Origin of the sequence: Streptomyces lichenis (genome assembly GCF_023218175.1) — a bacterium.
Classification (GTDB): domain Bacteria; phylum Actinomycetota; class Actinomycetes; order Streptomycetales; family Streptomycetaceae; genus Streptomyces; species Streptomyces lichenis.
In genome coordinates this window covers 14,156-33,260 of record NZ_JALPTH010000040.1, presented here as the reverse complement: position 1 = coordinate 33,260, position 19,105 = coordinate 14,156, and the positions used below count along the sequence as shown (strand labels likewise).

Genomic DNA, 19,105 nt, shown 5'->3' with positions numbered 1-19,105 from the left:
GGTGGAGTCCAGCGCCGGAACGGCCGCCGGCGGCTCCGCCTTCACCACCGGACGCGCCCCCGCCCGCGGCCCACCCCCTGCGGGGGGCACGGGGACGAGGGCGGGGCTGGGATCGAGGCCGGGCTCCGCGTACGGGGGAGGGGTGCTCGTCGGTACGGGGGCGGGGCCGGGCTCCGCGTACAGGGGAGGGGCGCTCGCCGGTACGGGGGTGGGTGCCGTTTCCGCGTAGGCGGCGGGGGCGGGCTGGGGTGCCGGGGCGGCCGGGGTGAGCGCCACCGGCTCGGGGTGCGGCTGCGGCATCGTCAGGGCCGGAGCCGGCGGTACGGGCTCGGGGCGCGGGTCCGCCGCGGGTGCCGGCCGCGCCCGTATGGGCTCTGCCGAGGTCTCCGCAAGCGCCGGAACGGGGTCCTCCGGGGCGGCGTCCCTCGTCGGCTCCGGCTCCGGCTCCCGCTCTGGGTCCGGCTCCCGGTCGTGCCCGGACAGCAGGGCCAGTACCGCCTGCCGCTCCGCCTCGCCGGTCGCGTCGTCGTACGGGTCCGGGGTGGCCGGCACCTGGAGCCGCAGCACCGGCCCCGTGCCCAACCGCGCGTACCCCCGGCCGGGCGGGACGTCCGGCACCGGGGTGGTGTGCGGGGCGGTCTCCAGCGCTCCGGCGACCTCCGCGGCCGAGGCGGCGCCCAGCACCACCCGGGCCCTGGTGTACCCGCGTACCTCCTCCGACAGCTCGCCCAGGCCGTCCAGCTGCTCGCCGACGACCACCGTCACCCCGGCCGTCCGGCCGTGCCGGAGCGGGACGCCGAGCTCACGCTGCGGGTCCGGGGCGCCGTCCGCCGCGGCCAGGTGCACGAAAGCGCTCGGCCGGTCCACCAGCACCCACAGCGGACGGCGTACGTCCTCGGGCGCCGGCTGACCCGTCTGGCGCGCCCGGTCCGCCGCGCCCAGCCGCCGTTCGGTCTCCCGGGCCGCCCACTCCAGGCCGGCCAGCGCGCCGGAGAGCCCGGACTCGACGGCCAGCACCCCGGGACGGCCCTTCAGGAACGCGTACTCACCGGTGCCGCCGCCGTCCACGATCAGCACCTCGCCGTGGTTCAGCGCCTGGAGGGCGAGCGAGCGCAGCAGGGTGGTGGTGCCGCCGCCGGGGCGGCCGAGGACCAGCAGATGCGGCTCGGCGGAGCGGGGGCCGGTGCGCCAGACCACCGGTGGGGCGTCGCGGTAGCCCTCGCCGTCCCACACCGGCACGGTACGGGCGACGGCCTCCTCGTCGGTGAAGCCGAGCACCGCCTCACCCGGTGCGGTGACGAACCGCTGGGCGGCGACGGAGGTGGGCAGCGGCGCCAGCACCCGCATCAGCAGCCGGTTGCCCTCCTCGTCCCAGTCGAAGAGGTACTCCCGGCCCCGGCCCGACTTGGCGCGCAGCACCTGCTCCACCCGGGCCCGGCAGCCGGGGTCGCCGTCCGGGAAGTACGCGGGGTAGGCGACCAGCAGCCGGCACAGGCGGCCGTCGCCGTCGAACTCGGCGTCGGAGAGCGCGCCGGCCCACTCGCCGCCGTGCCGGAAGAGCGGCGCCGGGTCCTCGGGCACCGCCAGCAGCGGCACCAGCGCCTCGTACAGCGCCGTCAGCCGTTCGGACTCCGCCTCGTCGGGGCCGGTCCTGGCGGCGGGGCGCTCGCGGCCCTTCCACCCGGCGGCGCCCATCAGCGCGATCAGGGCGAGGACCGGGCCGTAGGGGATCATCGCCACGGCCAGGACGCAGGCCAGGGCCACGAAGAGGGTGGGGCCGCGCCGGTCCTTGGGGGTCGCGGCCCATCGGGCACGGGCGGCCGCGGACAGCCTGCGCAGGCCGCGGCCGACCGTGATCAGCGGTTGGAGGACGTCCGCGGCGCCGTCGGCGGCCGTCCGCGCGGCCTGCCGGCCACGGGCGATCCGCGCGCCGCCGCCGCTCACCAGACCGGACAGCACGGAGCGTCCGCGCCCGCCGGAAGGGGGTGCCGGGCGGGGCGGCCGGCGCAGGGAGGGGCGGAGGAAGCGGGGGAGTGGTCGCCTGGCCACGTCGTACTCCTGGGGGTGAGGGGCCGCCGGGCGTCAGAAGTTGATGCCGCCGAGCAGGCTGGCCAGGCTCGCGCCCCCGGCCGTGATGCTGGGTGCGATGGCGGTGCCGGCCAGATAGAAGCCGAACAGCGCGCAGACCATGGCGTGGGAGGCCTTGAGCCCGTCCTTCTTGAAAAAGAGGAAGACGATGATGCCGAGCAGTACCACGCCTGAGATGGACAGGATCATGAGGGGTTCTCCTGGGTGAGGGGACAGTCACCTTCAGTTGTTCCAGCCTCGCCGGAAGTATCCATGGGGCGAAAGTGGCAATCGGGTGAAAGAGATGACTTTTCACCCCAATGACGCACAGGTCGGGGTCTTCCCCGTGGTCGCCGGGTGCCGCGGGCCGGACCTCCCCCGCAGTCGGCGGGTGGACGGGCTCCCGGACGAGCGGCCGGCGCGCCGGGCAGTACCCTTCCGTTCGTTCCTCCGGCAGGCAGCCGGAGGAATTCCGCCGCCGGACGGCCGGCGGCACCGCTCCTCCCGACGTGAAAGGCGGCCCGTCCGATGAGTGAGAACCCGTCGCATGAGAACCCCCCGGGTGAGAACCCGGCGAACGAAGGTCCCGACCCCGAGGTGATCGAGCTGGCGACCAAGGTCTTCGACATGGCCCGCAACGGCGACGCCGAGGCCCTCGCCTCCTATGTCGACGCCGGTGTCCCGGTGAACCTCACCAACGAGCAGGGCCACACCCTGGTGATGCTCGCCGCCTACCACGGGCACGCCCCGGCCGTGCGGGTGCTGGCCGACCGCGGCGCGGACCTCGACCGCGCCAACGATCGCGGCCAGACCCCGCTCGCCGGAGCCGTCTTCAAGAGCGAGGACGAGGTCGTCCGGGTGCTGCTGGCCGGCGGGGCGAATCCGGAAGCCGGGACTCCGTCCGCGGTGGATACCGCCCGTATGTTTGGGAAGGCAGACCTGCTGGAGCTGTTCGCGGCCCGGTGAACGGAGGCCGAACCCCAGGTGGGGCGGTGTCGTAAATGTGGTCGCGGTGGCGAAATGACTGGGTCATCATGACGACGGGCCCACACGGGGCCACCGAGGAGAGGCAGAGGAAGATGCTCACGAAACTCAAGCTGAAGACGACGACGGGTGGCTCGACATGTTGCTGCGCGGCCTAGGCCACCACCGTCCCCCGCGGCGCTCGACGCGCCCGGGTCCCGGGGGTTCTCCCGGTTCGTCGACAGCTTGATGTGAGGCAACTTCCATGTTCGATCCAGTCATAGCGCCGAGCGGCACCCTGCTCGGCCTGCTGCAGCGGGGGCGCGGCGACGGCACGCTGCACGCCCTCGCCGCCCCGCGGGCCGAAGCGCTGGCGGCCCTCGACCACTGTGTGACCGGTGATCCCCGCCAGGACTGGCAGGTGGAGAACCGCTCCCTCTACTACGCCCGTCTCTACCTGGACCTCCACGGCGGACTCCAGGGCGTCGAACAGCACCTCTTCGCCGCCGAGGACTTCCTCGACACCGAGGAGTCGCGCACCGGCCTCGCCCTCGCGGTCCTCGGCCACCTGGCCTCCTACGGCCGCCAGGACGCCCTGCTGCTGCTGCGCCGCTACGCCGCCACCGGCACCAACTGGGCCTGGGCGCTCGACGAGCTCGCGCTACGCGACGACGACGCCGGACTGCGGGCGCTCGCCGAGCCGGTGCTCGCCCGCTTCCCGGCCGGCCCGGAGGGCGACGCCGAGCTGGCCGCCACCGTCCGGGACGCCTTCGAACCGCGCCCCTGGCGGCTGTGGGCCGACGACCCGCGCCCCGCGGTGGGAGCCAGGGTGCGCGCCGCCGGGGAGCAGGGCTCCTTCGACCGGTGGCAGCGCCAACTGCGCCCGAGCGGACCGCGCCCGGGCTGGAGCGTCCAGGCCGTCTTCGACTGGGCCCAGGAGGCGCTGGAGCGCGGCTCCGCCCTCCATGTCCCCGCCGCCCGCTGCCTCACCGCGGTGGCGGGCCCCGAGGACCGCGCCGGCATTCTCGACGCCGCCCGCGGCGGCCCGGACGGCGCCCGCGGCGCCGCCCTGCACTACCTCGCGGAGGCCCGGGACCCGGCCGTGCTCGACCTGGTCGAGGCCGCCGCCGACGCCGGCTCGCCCACGGTCGCCGAGATTGCGGTCGCCGCCTTCGAGCGGATGTGCGGCGACGAGGCCGTGGACCGGGCGCGCCGCTGGGTGCACCGCTCCGACGAGCTCGGCGCCTCCGCGGCCAAGGTCCTCGCCTGCCGCGGCGAGGCCCGGGACGCCGGACTGGTGCTGGACGCGCTGCGCTACGCGGTACGCGTCGACGGCCCCGACGCGCCCTCCCTCTACGCCCTGGTGGACGGCGCCGGGCGGCTCGGTGTCGCCTGCGCCGCGCCCGTGCTGCGGCACGTCTACCGGGAGACGGCCTCCTCCCAGCTGCGCGGCCGGGCCGCCCGGGCGCTGGCCGCCACCGACCCCTCCTTCCCCACCGGCTTCGCCGTCGAATGCCTCTGGGACTGCGAGGAGACCACCCGCGAGATCGCCGCGCTGCACGCCGAGACCGGTGACGTCCGCGTCGCCGAACGCCTGCGCCGCCTCGCCGCCGACCCCGCCGAGGAGGACGAGGTGCAGAGCGCCGTCCGCAGCCGCATCGGCCCCGACGGCGAACCCCTGCCGGCCCTCTGACCCCCCGCCCACCCGCCCCGGCGCCCGCCCCACCCAGGCCGGCCCCGGGGCGGCGGCACACCGACGCCCCCGCCGTTGGGCCGCCCGCCCCTGGCCCTGGCAGTGCCCCCGGCCGTGGTGGTGCGCGTCCCGGTGGGGTCCCCGCCCTGGTGGCGCCCCCGACCTTGGTGGTGCCCGTCCCGGCGTGGTGGATGACGACGGCACCGGGGCGGTCCCATCGCCGTCGCGCTGGTGTGCACCGCTACCGCCCCGTGGGCGCGCTGCCCCCCGGCCCTGGTGGTGCCCGTTCCGGCGCCCGCCCCCGCCCAGGCCGGCCCCGGGGAGGCGCACGTCGACGCCCCCGCCGTCGGGCCGCCCGCTCCGGTGGTGCCCCTGTCCCGGGCGGTGCCCGTCCCGGTGGCGCCCCCGGCCTTGGTGGGTGCGCGTCCCGGTGTGGTGGACGACGACGGCACCCGGGCGGTCTCATAGCCGTCGCACTGTCCCCCCGGGGGGCAGTGCCCTGCCCCCCATACGGGACGACGACATCCGGGCGACCCTTGCCATCGGCACCACGAGGGTGTCCGTACCGCCTTGTCGACCCGCAGCCCGCTCCCAGCGGTGCCCCCTCGGCCTCTGTCATGCCTCACCTCGGGCGGGCCGGAAGACGACGGCACCCGGTGGACCTGTCGCCGTCGGCACTGCGCGCGCATTCGTGCCACCCCGTTGGTCCGCCGTCCGCCCTGGTGGTGCCCCGCCCCGCAACCCCGTCGTCGTCGGCGCCCGTGAAGACGGCGGTCACGGCCGTCGTGACTGCCGGGGTACGCCCCCAGTCGGTGCGATGCCCGCCTTCGGGTGTGCCCCCGGAGCCCGCTCTCCGTGCCCACAGAGCACACCCCTCGGCGGGTGCTTAGCCCGGCACCGGTGGTGCCGCCCGGGTGTGCCGGACGACGACGGCATTCGGCCGGTCCTGTCGCTGTCGGCAACGAGGGGCACCGCCCGTCGGCGTGCTGCCCGCCCGGCCGCACACCCGGCACCGGTGGGCCGCGCCACCGCGGGCCAGGTGTCGTCACTCGCCGCACCAGCCGGCCCTGCCCCGACGCGAGCTGCCCGCCGCCGTGGGACGAAGGGACCGCCCGCGTGTCGGAGGCGCGATGGCGCGGCCCGGCGTGCCTTCTGGGCTCGGGTGCCGCGCCGGGTCGGCGGGGGCGGGTCCCACGCACCGCCTGCGTACGCGTCCCCGGTGTGCACCGTTCGAGCCGCCGGTTGACGGAGCCACCCGCCGCCCGGGTCGTGCCGGACCCGATGGACCGGCGCGGCGGCACGGTCCGGGCCCGGACGGGCGGACGCGGACCGCCTATGGGCGGCGGCTCGTCGGGGCCCGGACCCGCGCGCTCGGCATCCGGGCCCGGGGTGAGCGGGCCAGGAAACGCACAGGGGTGCCGGGCACTGCCTGGGCCGCCGCGGCGAGGTCGTCCTCAAGGACCACCCCGATCACCGGGTAGCCCCCGGTGGTGGGGTGGTCAGCGAGGAACACCACCGGGAGCCCGTCCGGCGGCACCTGCACCGCGCCCAGGACCATGCCCTCGCTCGGCAGCTCGCCCTCATGGGCCCGCTCCAGCGCGGGGCCCTCGGTCCGCAGCCCGATGCGGTTGCCGGCGGGCGAGACCCGGTAGGCGCTCGTGGTCAGAGTCCGCAACGCCGACGCGGTGAACCAGTCGGTGCGGGGGCCCAGCCGGATGCGCAGGACGAGCTCGTCCGGTGGGCCGGGCCAGGGCGGAGCCCCGTAGCAGGGGCCGGGCCCGCCTGGCGCCGGGTGGCCGAGCGGGAGGACGGCGCCGTCCCTCAGCGGGGGCGGGCCGAGCCCGGACAGCAGGTCCGTGGAACGGCTGCCCAGCACCGGATCGACGGCGACCCCTCCGGCGAACGCCACATAGGAGCGCAGCCCCCGCACCGCGGCGCCCACCTCCAGCACCGCGCCCGCCGGCACCCGTACCGCCGCGCCCCAGGCCGCGGGCCGGCCGTCCACCCGCACCGGGCAGGGCGCACCGCCCACCGCCGCCGTCACCTCGGCCGTGGACCGCAGCGCGCAGCCGTCCACGGTCGTCTCCAGTACGGCCGCCTCCTCGGGGTTGCCGACCAGCCGGTTGACCAGCCGGGCTGCGAAAGGGTCGAGGGCTCCGGAGCGCGGGACGCCCAGATGCGCCTGGCCGAAGCGGCCCAGGTCCTGCACGGTGGTCGGGGCCCCGGCGCGCAGCACCGCCACGGTCCGCTCGCTCATCCGGCCTCCGCTCGCCGCGGCAGGAAGCGCACCCGGGTCCCCGGCGCCAGCAGTGCGGCCGGCTCCCGCCCCGGGTCCCACAGCACCTCGTCCGTACGGCCGATGAGCTGCCAGCCGCCGGGTGAGGAGCGGGGATACACCCCGGTGTAGGGGCCGGCCAGGGCGACCGACCCGGCCGGCACCGCGGTGCGCGGCGTCGCCCGGCGTGGCACCGCGTACCGGGCGGGCAGCCCGGTGAGATAGCCGAAGCCCGGGGCGAAGCCGCAGAACGCCACCCGGTACTCCACGGCGGAGTGGATCTCCGCGACCTCCTCCGGGCGCACCCCCCAGGCCTTCGCCACCTCCGCCAGATCGGCCCCGTCGTAGTGGACGGGCAGCTCGACCACCGCCGCCGGACGGGAGTCGAGCGGCGGGATCTCCCACCCCGCGACCAGTGCGGCGAGCCGATCGGGGTCGTCCACCCCGTCGAGCAGCACCGTGCGTGCCGCGGGCACCACCTCCCGGACGGCGGGCAGCTCGCCGGCCCGGCGGCGGCGCAGCAGCTCGGCGTGGAGGGCGGCCGAGGCCTCGCCGTCCGCGCACTCCAGCAGCAGGGCGTTATCCCCGACCGGTAGGGCTTTGATCGCCTCGCCGGGGCACGGTCCCCCGCCCTCCGGGGCGTTCTCCGCACCGCTGATACGGGCGTTCTCGGGACCGCCGGCAGGGGAGCTCAGGGAACCGTCGGAAGGGGTGTTCTCGGAACCACTCGTGTGCCTCATACGAAGGCCTCCACCCGGACCTCGGCGTCCTCCAGCCGGGCCCGGACGCGGCGGGCGAGCGTGACCGCGCCCGGGGTGTCACCGTGCAGGCAGAGGGAGCGGGCCCGTACCGGCACCGAGGTCCCGTCCCGCGCGGTGACCGTGCCGAACCGGGCCACCGCCACCGAGCGCTCCACGACCGCGTCGGCGTCGGTGATGACGGCGCCCTCCTCGGTCCTCGGCACCAGGGTGCCCTCGGGGGTGTAGGCGCGGTCGGCGAACGCCTCGCCCACCACCGGCAGCCCCGCCTCCTCGGCCGCCGCGTGCAACCGGGAGCCGGGCAGCCCGAGCACCGGCAGGGAGCCGCCCGCCAGCAGGACCCCCTCCACCACCGCCCGGGCCTGCTCCTCGTCCCACACCGCGCGGTTGTACAGGGCGCCGTGCGGCTTCACATAGGACACCCGGGAGCCCGCCGCCCGGGCGAACACCTCCAGGGCGCCGATCTGGTACGCCACCTCGGCGGCCAGCTCTCCGGCCGGTACGTCCATGGCACGTCGGCCGAAGCCGGCGAGATCCCGGTAGGAGACCTGGGCGCCGATACGCACCCCGCGCTCGGCCGCGGTGGCGCACACCCGCCGCATGGTGGCCGGATCCCCGGCATGGAAGCCGCAGGCCACATTGGCGCTGGTGACGACGGACAGCAGCTGCTCGTCGTCGGTGAGCCGCCAGCGCCCGAAGCCCTCGCCGAGGTCGGCGTTGAGGTCGATCGAGGCCCAGGTCATTGGTGGTCTGTCTCCTTGTCGGTGGAAGGTGGACGGCGGGCGGTGGACGGGGGTGCCGCGAGTCAGGGGAGGGCGGGCGGGGCGCAGCGCGCACCGCCCCCGGGTACCCGCCTCTCGGAGCGGTTCCCGCCGACTCAGAGCAGCTCGCGGCCGCGGGTCTCGGGCAGGCCCAGCAGGGCCAGCACCGCTATCCCGTAGCCGACGGCGCCGAAGACCAGCGCGCCGCCGACACCCCAACTGTCCGCGAGGAAGCCGACCAGGGCGGGGAAGACCGCCCCCACGGCACGGCCCGTGTTGTAGGTCAGCCCCTGGCCGGTGCCGCGCAGTGCCGTCGGGTAGAGCTCGGCCAGGAAGGAGCCGAAGCCGCTGAAGATGGCCGACATACAGAACCCGAGCGGGAAGCCGAGCACCAGGACCAGGCCGTCCGCGCCGGCGGGTATGCCGGTGTAGGCGACCACGCAGATCGCGGAGAGCACGGCGAACACCGCGATGTTGCGCTTTCGGCCGAGCCGGTCGGTGAGGTAGCCGCCGGTCAGATAGCCGATGAAGGCACCGGATATCAGCAGGACCAGATAGCCGCCGGTACCCACCACGGAGAGCCCGCGCTCGCTCTTGAGGTAGGCCGGTACCCAGGTGGCCAGCGTGTAGTAGCCGCCCTGCACACCGGTGGAGAGCAGCACGGCGAAGAGGGTGGTGCGCCGCAGGCCGGGTCGGAAGATTGCGGTGAGGGAGCCGCGCTCGGCGCCGGCCTCCCGGCGCGCCTCGGCGGCGCCCGGAGCGTCCTTCACGCTGCGGCGGAGGTAGAGGACGAACAGGGCGGGCAGCGCCCCCGTCCAGAACATCACCCGCCAGGCGGTGGCCTCGTCCAGGAAGTGGAAGACCAGGGTGTAGACGACGACGGCCAAGGCCCAGCCGGCCGCCCAGGCGCTCTGCACCGCCCCCAGGGTGCGGCCCCGGTGACGGGCGGAGGCGTACTCCGCGACCAGGATCGCGCCGACCGCCCACTCGCCGCCGAAGCCGAGCCCCTGCAAGGCCCGGAACACCAGCAGGGTCTCGTAGTTGGGGGCGAAGCCGCACAGCAGGGTGAACACCGCGTAGGTGACCACGGTGACCACCAGCGCCCTGACCCGGCCGATCCGGTCGGCGAGGACACCGGCGAGCACACCGCCGACCGCCGACACCACCAGGGTGACGGTGGTGAGCATCCCGGTCTCCCCGCTGCTCAGACCGAAGTAGGCCGCGATCGCCACCATGCTGAGCGGCAGGGTGAAGAAGTCGTAGGAGTCCAGGGCGTAGCCGCCGAACGCGCCCGCGAAGGCGCGCCGGCCGCGCGGGCCCAGCGCCCGCAGCCAGGCGAACGCGCCCCGGTCGCCGGGGTCCTCGCCACGGGTGGGACGGGATGTCTGGGTCGTACTCATCTGCACCTCGCTCGGACAGGTGGGGCAGGAGCCGGATCGGAAGAAGGAGGGAGAGCCGGAAGGGAAGGGACGCGCGTGCACGGCCGTGGAAGTGCCGCACTGCCAACGTAGGGATCGTTCAACGATCCAACAAGGGGGTTGTAGGGAGTTGGCTACCTTCCGCCACGAGAAACTCCCTAGGATGGCGCCAGGGGGTCCCGCCGACCGGTGTGAACACGGGGGCGGACGACCCCGGACGACCAGGGCGAAGAGCCGGGAGGCGCGGTGGGGATGACGATTCCCGAGACCGGCGGGCTGTCGGAGGACCGGGCGCTGCTGGGCCGCACCAGCACGGCCGAGCGGGTCGCCGACATCCTCCGCTCCCGCATCGCCGACGGGTACTTCCCACCCGGCACCCGTCTCTCCGAGGACGGCATCGGCGGCGCGCTCGGGGTCTCCCGCAACACGCTGAGGGAGGCGTTCCGGCTGCTCACCCATGAGCGGCTGCTGGTCCACCAGCTCAACCGCGGCGTCTTCGTGCGGGTCCTCGCCGTCGGCGACGTCCTGGACATCTACCGCACCCGCCGGCTGGTCGAGTGCGCCGTGGTCCATGAACTCGGCGAACCGCCCTACCCCCTGGACGGCCTGGACCGTGCGGTGGCCGGCGGCGAACGGGACGCCGAGGGCGGCGACTGGAAGGCGGTGTCCACCGCCAACATCCACTTCCACCGGGAGCTGGTCGCGCTGGCCGGCAGCGACCGCACCGACGAACTGATGCGCGGGGTGCTCGCCGAACTGCGGCTGGCCTTCCATGTGGTGGACGACCCGCGCGCCCTGCACGAGCCCTACCTCGTCCGCAACCGGGCCATCCTGGACGCCCTGCACGCCGGTGACCGGACCACGGCGGAACGGCTGCTCGCCGACTACCTCGACGACTCGCGCGAACGGCTGGTCGCGGCCTACTCCCGCCACATGGACGCCGCCGTTCCGGACGGCCGAACGGCTCCGTAGGGCCGGGTGCCGGACGGCGTCCGCGGCGGTGGACCGCCGGGGGCGGCGACCGGTGCGGGTGGGGCCATCTGCGCCGTTTCGACCGTTGTCAGTGCGAGGACCTAATCTGTGCACCGTGACTTCGCCTGCCTCGACGGAACCCGTTCCGCCCCAGCTCAGCGCGGGGCCGCGGCCCGCGCAGGGCCCGGCCGCCGACGAAGGGCTGGCGCGCCGGCTGCGCGCGCTCGCGTGCACCGCACCGCTGCACGACCTGGACGTCCGCAAGGCGAATCTGGCCGGTGAGTACTCGACCTACGCGATGGCCGAGGTCGCCCTCGCCGCCATCGACCTGGTCACCCTCAACATGGACTTCGACACCGGCGCCGACCACGAGCAGGTCCTCGCCCGGCTGCTGCCCCGGGTCGCCGCGCAGGCCCCGCGGCGCCCCGCCGCCGAGCACGAGCGGGTGGCCCGCTGGGTGCTGGAGAACCTGATCAACGTCGGCAGCGTCGACCGCGGCTTCCGCGCCGTCTACGGCACCTTCGGCGCCGACGGGGCCTATGTCCGCCGGGACTACGACTTCAAGCTGCTGGAGGAGGTCCCCGGCTACGGCGGCAGCGTCTATCTGCGCACCACCGACGAGGCGGTCAACGTCCTGGTCGGTGCCCTGGACACCGATGTGACCAGCGCTCAGATCGCCGCCGAGGTCAAGCTGGAGGTGCTGATCAGCCGCGGCCGCCTGGCCGACGCGCAGCTCGCCGCCGAGCAGGCGCGCTACCGCACGGTCCAGTACGCCGAGACCCTCCGCAAGACCCTGGAGGCCACCCGGCGCAACGTCCGCGCCGTGGACTGGCTCAGCGGCGTCCCCGACATGATCGACGAGGCGCTCGACCATGTCGCCGACCGCTACCGCCACGAGAACGCGATCCTCACCAACATCCGCAAGGCCCGTGACGAGGCGGACGACCAGGAGCACAAGCGGCGCGCCGCCGAGCTGGTCGACATCGTCAAGGACTGCATCCGCCGCCACACCCAGCTCCAGTCCCGGCTGCTGGAGGCCGGCCCGCTCTTCCGGGCCGAGCAGGACCGTCAGGCCTTCGCTCAGCCCGCCGCCCGCTCCGGGCTCGACCTGTACGGCCAGCTGCTCGCCCCGCTGCTGCCGCTGCCGGTGGAGCAGGCCACCCGGGCCACCGACGCCTTCTTCGCCCACGGCGCCGGACTGCGCACCCCGGCGTCCGTCCGGGTCGGCGACCTGGTGGAGCTGCTGCTCACCCCGCCCGTCGAACGGGAGCACCTGGGCGCGGAGATGCCCGAGCCCGACCTGATCGCCACCCCCGACGACAGCCGGTTCAGCGAGGAGCAGCTGGCCGCCGCCACCGAGCTGCTGACCCTGGAGTACGACGCCCCCCGGCGGCTCTCCGGCCTGCTCGCCGAGGCCCGCCGCCGCGCCCCCGGCACCGAACTGCCCTACCTGGTCGCCCTGCTGGCGGTGCACGCGGCCAGCCCGCCGGTCGGCACCGCCTACCGCCAGGGCGAGGAGCGGCTGCTGTTCGCCGTGGACGACGGCACCGAGCTGGACGACCCCGAGTTCGGCGGCGCCGACCTCATCCTGGGCACCGCCCTGCTGGACGCCGCCGGCATGGCCGCCGACCGGACGGACCCGGTATGACCACCGCCCGGCCCCGAGGCCGTACACCCGTCGCCCGCCCCGCCTCCGCCGCCGACGCCCGGGCCGTCCCCGCCCGCTGCCCTGGTGCCCCTGGCCCACGCGGGGCCGCCGCACCCGCCCCGGCCACGCCACCCGCCGCCCGCACCCGCCGCCAGGCCCCCGCCCCGACCCGTACCACCACCCCGTGCCGTACGCCCGCCACCCCACCTCGTACAGCCGCCACCCCGCCCCGTGCCCCAGCCGCCGCCGTACCCCAGCCCGTCCCCAGCAAGGAGCCCCAGCCGTGAGCGACCACCACGCCGAGCCCGCCGACGCGTGGAGCGAGCCCGAGGCCGTGGCGCAGCACGCCCCGGCCGCCGGGCAGGGCGGTGTCACCCCGGCCGATGCCGCCGACGCCGCGCGGCTGGTCTCCTTCGGGCTGCAGCCCAAGCTGCTGCCCGCCCGGGACGCCGAGTACGCCGACCTGCTCCGCCGCTACCGCGAGGAGCCCGCCTTCGCCCGCCTCGCCGACGCCGTCGCCACCGGCCTGGGGCTGATCGTCCTGGAGGTCTCGCCGCGCGCCGGGATGGCCGTCACCGCCTCCGAGGACTCCGTCTTCGCCGTCCGCATGGGCGACTACGCCCGCCGCGCCGCCACCGACTCCGCCGACCGCTTCCTGCACGGCCTGGCCCATCTGGCCGTCGCCGCCATGGCCTTCCCCCGCCCGGAGGACCTGGCCGACGACGGCTACATCGGCCGCATCACCGTCAACGGCGTGGAGGCCTTCGTCCGGCAGGCCTGCCGACGGCTGGAGGAGCGCGCCGAGGAGCAGGGGGAGAACACCGACCCCGCCACCGACGCCCCCGGGCTGGAAGCCGCCTGGCGTGTCTACCACCGGCGGAGCTCCACCGGGGTCACCAAGGACGCCCGCCGGCTCGCCGGTTCCACCACCGGCATCATCGGCAAGGCCGTCGCCTTCCTCACCGACTCCGGCTTCCTCCAGCGCACCGGGGACGAGGGCGGCGGCTCCTACCGCACCACCGCCCGCTACCAGCTCCAGGTCCGCGACATGGCCGGCAGCGCCGCCATGGCCGAGCTGCTCGACCTGGGCGTCGTCCCGGTCGGCGACGGCACCGCCACCCTCCTCCCGCCCGAGGGCGAGGACGCCGAGCTGGTCGCCGACGCCGGACTGCCCTTCCACGGCTGAGGCCCTCTCCCCGCCCCCACCGCGCAACCGCTGAACGACGACTGGAAGTCCGCCACATGTACGAGCTGTCCCGGGTACGCCTCTACTCCATCGGGCCCGCCGGTGCGCGTTACGCCGACACCGTGCTGGACCTGCGCGGAGTGGGCGCGCCCGTGCCCCACCCCGCCCCCACCCAGGCGGAGTTCTTCGAGGAGGAGCCGGTCGGGCCGCCGCGCCGCCCCGCCCCCGCGGGCGTGCTCTTCCTGGAGAACGGCGGCGGCAAGTCCGTACTGCTGAAGCTGATCTTCTCCGTCATGCTCCCCGGCCACCGCAACACCCTCGGCGGCGCCAGCTCCGGGGTGCTGCGCAAGTTCCTGCTCGCCGACGACTGCGGCCATGTCGCCCTGGAGTGGCAGCACACCCTCACCGGCGAGCTGGTCGTCGTCGGCAAGGCCAGCGAGTGGCGCGGCCGGCAGGTCTCCAACGACCCGCGCAAGTTCGCCGAGGCCTGGTACTCCTTCCGCCCGGGGCCCGGCCTGGGACTGGACTCGCTGCCGGTCGCCGAGTCCACCGCCGTCCGCCCGCCCGTCGAGGGCGCCTCCGGTGCCCAGGGCCGCCGCCGCACCATGAAGGGCTTCCGCGACGCGCTCACCGAGGCCGGTAAGGCCTACCCGCACCTGGAGGTGTACTGGGAGGAGATCCACGACCGCTGGAACGAGCACCTCGGCGACCTCGGCCTCGACCCCGAACTCTTCCGCTACCAGCGCGAGATGAACGCCGACGAGGGCGAGGCCGCCGGGCTCTTCGCGGTCAAGAAGGACTCCGACTTCACCGATCTGCTGCTGCGCGCCGTCACCGACACCCGGGACACCGACGGCCTCGCCGACCTGGTCTCCGGCTTCGGCAACAAGCTCGGCCGCCGCGCCGAACTCACCGCCGAACGCGACTTCACCGCCGGCTCGGTCGACCTGCTCGGCCGGATCACCGAGGCCGCCGGCACCCGCGCCCGCGCCCGCGACATCCACGCCGGCGCCGAGCGCCGCACCCGCCGCCTCGCCCGCCGGCTCTCCCGGCGCGCCACCGAGGAGCGCGTCCGCGCCGCCGAGCTGGCGAGGCAGGTCACCGCCGCCGCGCACACCGTCACCGAGGCCGAGCGGGCCCGCGCCGACGGCTCCCTGATCACCAGCGAGCTGGCCTACCGGCACGCCTCGCTGGCGCTGGCCGCCGCCGAGAAGAGCGCCGCCGCCCAGCGCCGCGAACTGATCGACGCCCGCACCCTGCACTCCGCCTGGCAGGCCGCCGAGGCCGTACTGCGGCACCGGGCCGCCGCCGACCGCTCCGCCCGGGTCGCCGCCGCCATCCGGGAGGCCGAGCGGGACGCCGCGCCCGCCCTCGCCGCCCGCGCCAAGGCCGCCGCCGACCTGGTCCGGGCCCTCGCCGCCGCGGCCGAGGACGGCGAGCGCCACGCCGACGAGCAGGAGGAGCGCTCCGCCGCACTCCAGGAGGCCGGCGAGACCGCGCACCGCGACGCCACCACCGCCGCCACCGAGGCCCAGCGCGCCCGCAGCGAGGCCGGGCACCTGCGCCAGCGGCTCGCCGAGGTCGAGCAGGAGACCGCCGAGGCGGTACGGGCCGGCTGGCTGGACGACACCGCCCCCGACGCCGACCCGGCCCGCGCCGCGCTCGCCGCCAGCGACGCCGAGAAGACAGCCGTCGCCGCCTGGGACGCGGCCCGGGAGCGGGCCCGCACCGCCGCCGACCGGGCCCGCGAGGCCGGCACCGCCGAGTCCCGCGCCGAGCTCACCGCCGCCCGCGCCGACGCCGCCGCCCAGGCCGCCGACCGCTCCTACCAGGCCGAGCGGCGCGCCGCCGAGGCGATCGCCGCCGAACCGCGCCTCGCCGAGCTCCTCGGCCTCCCCGAGGACCGCCCGGCCCCCGGGGTGCCCGGCCAGCGCCGGGGCGGCGATGCCGCGCCCGAGGCCACCGCCCCGCGTCCGGTGGGCGCGCTGACCGCCGAGGAGCTCGACCGGTACGCCGACGAGCTGCGCGAGCTCCTCGACGAGGGCGTCGCCTCCGCCGAGCGCAAGCTGTTCGAGCTGCGCACCGCCGCCGCCGACGACTCCCGCATCCTCGGCGCCCTCGGCGACGGCGGACTGCTGCCGCCCGGCCCCGATGTGCTGGCCACCGTCGAGTTCCTGGGCGAGCACGGCATCCCGGCCCTGCCCGGCTGGCGCTACCTCGCCCAGTCCGTGGACCCGGCCGACCATGCCGCGGTGCTCTCCGCCCGCCCCGAGCTGGTCGACGGTGTGGTGATCACCGACCCCGTCTCGTACGCCCGGGCCCGCGAGGCCCTGGCCGGCGCCGCCCTGCTGCCCCGCTCCGCCGTCGCCGTCGGCACCGCCGCCGCTCTGCTCGCCCCGGTGCCCGGCCGGGACACCGCCGCCGACGGCGATGTGTTCCTGGTCCCGCCCAACCCGGCCATGCACGACGAGAACGCCGCCGACGAGGAGCGCCAGGCGCTGCGCGACCGGGCCGCCGCCCGCGACGAGGAGATCCGCGCGCTCGCCGCCCGGCTCGCCGGTGACCGCTCGCTGGCCGCCCGGATCGGCTCCTGGCGCGCCGACTGCCCGCCCGGGATGCTCGCCGAGCTGGCCGAAGGCGCGGCCGCCGCCCGGGAGGCCGCCGAGGCGGCCGAGACCGCCCTCGCCGAGTCCCGCGCGATCCGCGCCGAGGCCGACGAGGCCGCCGCCGACACCGCCCGGGTCCGCGACGAGCGCCAGGAGGCCGCCCAGCGGGCCCGCCGCACCGCCGACGCCCTCGCCGGGCTCGCCCACCGGCTGCGCGAGCGCTCCGGCTGGCAGGCCCGGCTGCGGGAACTGGCCGACGAGGCCGCCGAGTACGAGGCCAGGGCCGAGACCTGCCTGGAGCGGGCCCGCGCCGCCGACCAGGACCGCCGCGCCGCCCAGCGCGGCGCCGACGACGCCCACCGCACCGCCCGCGCCCTGCGTGCCGAGCGCGCCGAGATCGCCGGCGCCCCGGAGAACCTCCCCGAGGAGGACGGCGAGACCCCCCACGTGCCGCTCGCCGCGCTCCGGGAGGCCTACCGCGCCGCCTCCCAGCTGTACGAGAAGGTGGGCGTCGGCGCCGACCTGCGCGCCGAACAGGCCCGCGCCGAGAGCGACGAGAGCGCCGCCCTCGCCGAGCTGGACCGGCTCACCAACAAGGTCCGCACCCGCGCCGCCCAGCTGCTGCAGAGCCCCGACGGCGCCGACGGCCCCTCCCGCCAGGCCGCCGCCGCCCGCGCCGAGGCCCTGGTCCAGCTGCTGGAGTCACGCACCTCCGAGGCCAGCGAGAAGCTCGGCCGGCTGCGCGGCGAGGCCGAACGGCTCGCCCCCGAGGACGGCGGGGCGCACACCGAGCTCCCCGAGGAGCTGCACCCCGCCGACGCCGAGCAGGCCCAGACCCTGCTGCGCACCGCCACCACCGAGCTGGCCGTCCGCACCGAGGCTCTGGAGACCGCCCGCACCACGCACGCCCGGCTGCTCCAGGGCCACCGGGCCTCCGAGGACGCCGCCGGCGGCTTCGACGAGACCGCCGCCCTCCTCCGCGACCAGCTGCGCGACCCCGCCGACGAGGACACCGAGGCACCCGAGCCGCACCCCGGCACCCTGGAGGAGGCCCGGCAGTCCGCCGCCGAGGCCCGCCGCTCGCTGCGCGGCTGCGCCGCCGACCTCTCCGCCGCCGACGCCGCCGTACGCGAGGCCTGCGACATCCTCGTCCGGCACGCCAACTCCACCCGCTACGAGCAGGTCCGCACCCCCGCCCGCCAGCAGATCCGCGAACTGCCCGCCGCCGCGCTGCCCGAGCACGCCGCCAAGTGGGCCGAGGCCTTCGCCCCCCGGCTGCGGGTGCTCACCGACGAACTGGCCCAGCTGGAGCGCAACCGCGACTCCATCGTGGACCGGCTGCGCGGACTGGTGGAGTCCGCCCTCGCCACCCTGCGCTCCGCCCAGCGCCTCTCCCGCCTCCCCGAGGGCCTGGGGGAGTGGTCCGGGCAGGAGTTCCTGCGGATCCGCTTCGACGAACCGGACCAGGCCACCCTGGTCGAACGGCTCGGCGAGGTCATCGACGAGGCCACCCGCGCCGCGGTGAGGAAGAACTCCGACCTGCGCCGGGACGGCATGTCCCTGCTGCTGCGCGGGGTGCAGGCCGCCCTCCAGCCCAAGGGCGTCGCGGTGGAGATCCTCAAGCCGGACGCGGTGCTGCGCGCCGAGCGGGTGCCGGTCGGGCAGATGGGCGACGTCTTCTCCGGCGGCCAGCTGCTCACCGCCGCCATCGCGCTGTACTGCACCATGGCCGCCCTGCGCAGCAACGACCGCGGCCGGGACAAGCACCGGCACGCCGGCACCCTCTTCCTGGACAACCCGATCGGCCGGGCCAACGCCACCTATCTGCTGGAGCTCCAGCGCGCGGTCTCCGACGCCCTCGGCGTCCAGCTGCTCTACACCACCGGGCTGTTCGACACCACGGCGCTGGCGGAGTTCCCGCTGGTCATCCGGCTGCGCAACGACGCCGACCTGCGGGCCGGGCTGAAGTACATCAGCGTCGAGGAGCATCTGCGGCCCGGACTGCCCCAGCAGCGGAACGAGGGGGAGCCGGCCGTGCACGGCGAGATCACCGCGACCCGGATGTTCCGCCGGTCCCCGCAGGAGCAGGCGACCGCACCCGGGGAGGCCGGGACGGCGGCACCGGTGGGCGGACCGGTGGACGCACCGCGGCCGTAGCCGCGAGGCCGGCGCCCGGGCTTCAGGCCTGGGAGAGCCGGCCCCCGCCGGAGCCGCGGGCCCCGCGGGCGCGGTCCGTCTCCCGCATCCGGTCGCGTATGCGCTCCGCGTCCCGCGCCCCGGTGCGTTCGGCGTGCCGGGCATGGCGGCGCTCGCGGCGCAGCGCACGGGCCGTGCTGCTGGGCGCCGACACCACGCCGTGGCGCTGGTTCCACACCTGCCGGGTGACCCACACGTCCAGCACCGACCAGGTCGCCGCCACCGTGCTGGCGACACTGCCGAGCACCATCGGGAAGGCCAGCCACGAGCCGGTGACCGAGAGGAAGAACGCCGCCGTGGCCTGCGCCAGCGTCAGCGCGGTGATGAGGACCGCGCGGACGGCGGCCGTCCGCACCGGGTCCGGCATCCGCCGCCGTCCCACGGGCTCCTCCACCCACAGTTCCTGCCGAGCCGTATCCATCGAACCGTCACTCCCCACCGCCGACCGTCTGAGAGGGTGGCTGCCCCTCTTGAGCCGTTTCACGCCCCGGATTTGAGCCGTTTCGCTCCCCGGCGCTCCCCGGCAGCCCCGGGGAACGGCCCCACCGGCACCGGGGAAAGG

General features: G+C 76.2%; 12 protein-coding genes and 1 pseudogene. 6 read left to right on the top strand and 7 right to left on the bottom strand.

The features are described 5' to 3' along the window. Positions 1 to 345: 345 nt before the first annotated feature. Positions 346 to 2,010: pseudogene (locus tag M1O15_RS29035) on the bottom strand (hypothetical protein); the annotation flags it as partial. 72 nt (positions 2,011 to 2,082) lie between these two features. Further along, positions 2,083 to 2,277, bottom strand: coding sequence for a hypothetical protein (locus tag M1O15_RS29030; protein WP_248637192.1), 195 nt, complete (start codon positions 2,275 to 2,277; stop codon positions 2,083 to 2,085). 318 nt (positions 2,278 to 2,595) lie between these two features. On the opposite strand from M1O15_RS29030, the gene M1O15_RS29025 reads away from it, so the two are divergent. Together M1O15_RS29025 and M1O15_RS29020 are read left to right on the top strand one after the other, a co-directional pair. Next, positions 2,596 to 3,033 (top strand): ankyrin repeat domain-containing protein, encoded by a 438-nt coding sequence (locus tag M1O15_RS29025; protein ID WP_248637191.1) that lies wholly within the window; start codon positions 2,596 to 2,598, stop codon positions 3,031 to 3,033. Between the two features lie 262 nt (positions 3,034 to 3,295). Continuing rightward, positions 3,296 to 4,723: a HEAT repeat domain-containing protein gene (locus M1O15_RS29020; protein ID WP_248637190.1), complete on the top strand. Its 1,428-nt coding sequence runs from the start codon at positions 3,296 to 3,298 to the stop codon at positions 4,721 to 4,723. Positions 4,724 to 6,056: 1,333 nt separating this feature from the next. Here M1O15_RS29020 and M1O15_RS29015 read toward each other — a convergent pair. The 4 genes from M1O15_RS29015 to M1O15_RS29000 all read right to left on the bottom strand — a co-directional run bounded on the left by M1O15_RS29015 (position 6,057) and on the right by M1O15_RS29000 (position 9,917). Then, the gene (locus M1O15_RS29015) at positions 6,057 to 6,980 is read right to left on the bottom strand and encodes a 5-oxoprolinase subunit C family protein (protein WP_248637189.1); all 924 of its coding nucleotides are present in this window, start codon (positions 6,978 to 6,980) and stop codon (positions 6,057 to 6,059) included. Beyond that, positions 6,977 to 7,603 carry a 5-oxoprolinase subunit PxpB gene (pxpB, locus tag M1O15_RS29010; RefSeq protein WP_248637212.1) on the bottom strand — a complete coding sequence of 209 codons (627 nt, stop codon included), beginning with the start codon at positions 7,601 to 7,603 and terminating at the stop codon, positions 6,977 to 6,979. Before pxpB ends, M1O15_RS29015 begins: the two co-directional genes overlap by 4 nt. A 131-nt stretch (positions 7,604 to 7,734) precedes the next feature. Beyond that, positions 7,735 to 8,499: a LamB/YcsF family protein gene (locus M1O15_RS29005; RefSeq protein ID WP_248637188.1), complete on the bottom strand. Its 765-nt coding sequence runs from the start codon at positions 8,497 to 8,499 to the stop codon at positions 7,735 to 7,737. A 134-nt stretch (positions 8,500 to 8,633) separates the two neighbouring features. After that, positions 8,634 to 9,917, bottom strand: a complete 1,284-nt coding sequence (locus M1O15_RS29000) for an MFS transporter (RefSeq protein WP_248637187.1) — start codon at positions 9,915 to 9,917, stop codon at positions 8,634 to 8,636. Between the two features lie 270 nt (positions 9,918 to 10,187). On the opposite strand from M1O15_RS29000, the gene M1O15_RS28995 reads away from it, so the two are divergent. The 4 genes from M1O15_RS28995 to M1O15_RS28980 all read left to right on the top strand — a co-directional run bounded on the left by M1O15_RS28995 (position 10,188) and on the right by M1O15_RS28980 (position 18,504). Continuing rightward, a complete protein-coding gene (locus tag M1O15_RS28995) occupies positions 10,188 to 10,907 on the top strand; it encodes a GntR family transcriptional regulator (RefSeq protein WP_248637186.1) in 720 nt (239 codons plus the stop codon). 115 nt (positions 10,908 to 11,022) lie between these two features. Further along, positions 11,023 to 12,555 (top strand): hypothetical protein, encoded by a 1,533-nt coding sequence (locus tag M1O15_RS28990; protein ID WP_248637185.1) that lies wholly within the window; start codon positions 11,023 to 11,025, stop codon positions 12,553 to 12,555. A gap of 283 nt (positions 12,556 to 12,838) precedes the next feature. Then, positions 12,839 to 13,741: a hypothetical protein gene (locus M1O15_RS28985; protein ID WP_248637184.1), complete on the top strand. Its 903-nt coding sequence runs from the start codon at positions 12,839 to 12,841 to the stop codon at positions 13,739 to 13,741. A 56-nt stretch (positions 13,742 to 13,797) separates the two neighbouring features. Then, positions 13,798 to 18,504 (top strand): hypothetical protein, encoded by a 4,707-nt coding sequence (locus tag M1O15_RS28980; protein ID WP_248637183.1) that lies wholly within the window; start codon positions 13,798 to 13,800, stop codon positions 18,502 to 18,504. A 22-nt stretch (positions 18,505 to 18,526) separates the two neighbouring features. Here the strand turns inward: M1O15_RS28980 and M1O15_RS28975 are convergent, their stop codons facing one another. Then, on the bottom strand, positions 18,527 to 18,964 hold the full coding sequence (locus M1O15_RS28975) for a hypothetical protein (RefSeq protein WP_248637182.1): 438 nt from the start codon (positions 18,962 to 18,964) through the stop codon (positions 18,527 to 18,529). Positions 18,965 to 19,105 lie beyond the last annotated feature (141 nt).